The 2,132-nt window shown below is 64.0% G+C and carries 2 protein-coding genes; both read right to left on the bottom strand.

Annotated elements, in window-relative coordinates:
• Nucleotides 1–884 (bottom strand): NADH-quinone oxidoreductase subunit N (locus tag CXY75_RS00110; RefSeq protein ID WP_304481701.1); only part of this gene is annotated, 884 nt, incomplete at its 3' end.
• A gap of 6 nt (nucleotides 885–890) precedes the next feature.
• On the bottom strand, nucleotides 891–2,132 hold a 1,242-nt coding region (locus tag CXY75_RS00105; RefSeq protein ID WP_104080880.1), incomplete at its 5' end, for a NuoM family protein.

The following is a 2,132-nucleotide window of genomic DNA, read 5'->3' as shown; positions in this document are numbered from 1 at the left end:
CCGAGCAGCCGGCGAACGTCGTCTTGCCAGAATGCGGCCAGGTTTCCAAGCGTCATGCTGGCAGCGGCGAGAACCCCGACTAATAGTGGCCAGTCGATGCTTGCCGGGATGATGTCGAGCAGCCGGTAGGCGGCAATGAGAGCGCCGATCTTTGGAACGGTGGTGAGGAACGCTGCGACAGCCGTGCCGGCTGCCTGGGTCGCGTCTGGAATCCAGAAGTGTCCCGGCACGCCGCCGGCCTTGAACATTAGTCCGCCGAGCACTCCGACGACGCCGACGGCCACGGCGGCGGCCGGGGCATCGGCTAGTGCGGGTTCCAGCTGACGGTACGAGGTGCCTCCGCCGACTCCGAACAGCACGGTGGCGCCTAGCATCATCATGATTCCGAGCAGCGCTCCGAGTAGATACGTCTTCATTGCCGCCTCGGCGGCACGGGGGGAACGACTCATTCCGATTAGGGCATATAGCGGGATTGAGGTGAGCAGGTATCCGGTGATGAGGATGAGGAGGTCGCTGGCGCCGGAGAGGAGCATGGCGCCGAGGGCGGCGAGAAGCAGCAGGGCGTACGTTTCGCTTTCCCGGCGCGTGCCGCTGAGTTCCTCGATTCCGAGCACGATGACGAAGATCGTTGCCAGGGCAATGATGATTCGGCCGAAACCGGAGCCGATGTCCACGGCGAAGCTCGCTTCGAAAATCGTCGTCGATGGCTGCATCATCCCGCCTGTGGTCGCGACCGCACTCGCTATCAGTGCCAGGATGGCGATCCACCGGGTCGCGACTTGGTGGTTCCGGGGGAGGAATGACCCGGCGAGGAGCGCGACGATCGCCCCGCTGAGAACGCACATTTCCGGCAGGAGGGCGAGCGTGTCCAGCGTTACGTTCACGGGCAGCTACCGGCTGACCAGGTTGACGACGACGGATGCTGCGGGTTCGATGATGTCCAGTAGGAACCGCGGGAACACCCCGATGACTACCGAGAGAACTAGCAGCGAGCCGATGGAGAGTGTCTCGTTTGTGTTCAGGTCGCTAAACCCGGTGGATAACCCGCGCGTTTTGCCGGTGAGGAGACGCTGCGATGCGAGGAGGAACAGCGCCGCGGTGATGAGGATGCCGGGGAGTGCGATCAGGCTCAGCGGTACGGTTCCGATGCTGCCGGCGAAGATCTGGAATTCGGCGATGAATCCGCTGAAGCCGGGCAGTCCGAGGGATGCGAAGGCGGCGACGGCGAAGAATGCCGCGTATCGGGGTGCCGGTGCCGCGAGCCCGCCGAAAGCGTTGAGGTCGTAGCTCTTTCGTCGTTCGTATAGGACGCCAGCGAGGAGGAACAGTGCGCTGGTGATCAGGCCGTGGCTGACCATCTGCACGACGGCGCCGGTGACGGCGAGCTGTTGCGCCTGGGCGGAGCTGTCGCTGACGACGCCAGCGGCGCCGACGGCCAGAACGATGTAGCCCATGTGGTTGACCGAGGTGTAAGCAATCATCCGTTTAACGTCGGTCTGGGCCAAGGCAACGAGCGCGCCATAGAGCACTGACACGATGCCGACGACGACGATGACCCAGGCCCAGGATCGCCACGCGTCGGGAAGTAAGGGCATGGCGATGCGCACGAAACCGTAGGTGCCCATTTTCAGCAGCACGCCGGCTAGCACGGCGGAGCCGATGGCGGGGGCATCGGTGTGGGCCGGCGGTAGCCAGGTGTGGAACGGAAACGTGGGCGTCTTGATTGCGAGGCCGATGAGGATGGCGGCGAGTACGAAGCCGCCCGCGACGGGGTTGTTCTGAAAGGGGGGAGACTGGGCGAGCTTGACCATATCGAAGGTGTGCGGGTCGGCGCCAAGGTACAAGCCGATGAAACCGAGTAGCAGGGCCAAAGACCCAAGGAACGTGTACAGGAAGAATTTCAGCGCCGAGCGTGCGGCGTGGCCATGGCCCCAACCGGCGATGACGAAGTACATGCCGACCAGTGACAGGTCGAAGAAGACGAAGAACACGATCAGGTCCTGCGCGGCGAACAATCCGAGGCAGGCCGACTGGAGAAACAGGAAGAGAGCGGCCTGTGGCCTGGGCCGGTCGTTCTCCCTGAGGGCATAGACCGCGCAGGCGGCGAAGATCACGGCGGTCAGCGTGAGCAG

This window comes from Cryobacterium sp. Y11, from assembly GCF_002929535.1.
Taxonomy (GTDB): domain Bacteria; phylum Actinomycetota; class Actinomycetes; order Actinomycetales; family Microbacteriaceae; genus Cryobacterium.
The sequence above is the reverse complement of the archived record's forward strand: the minus strand, read 5'-3'. Positions and strand labels throughout refer to the sequence as shown.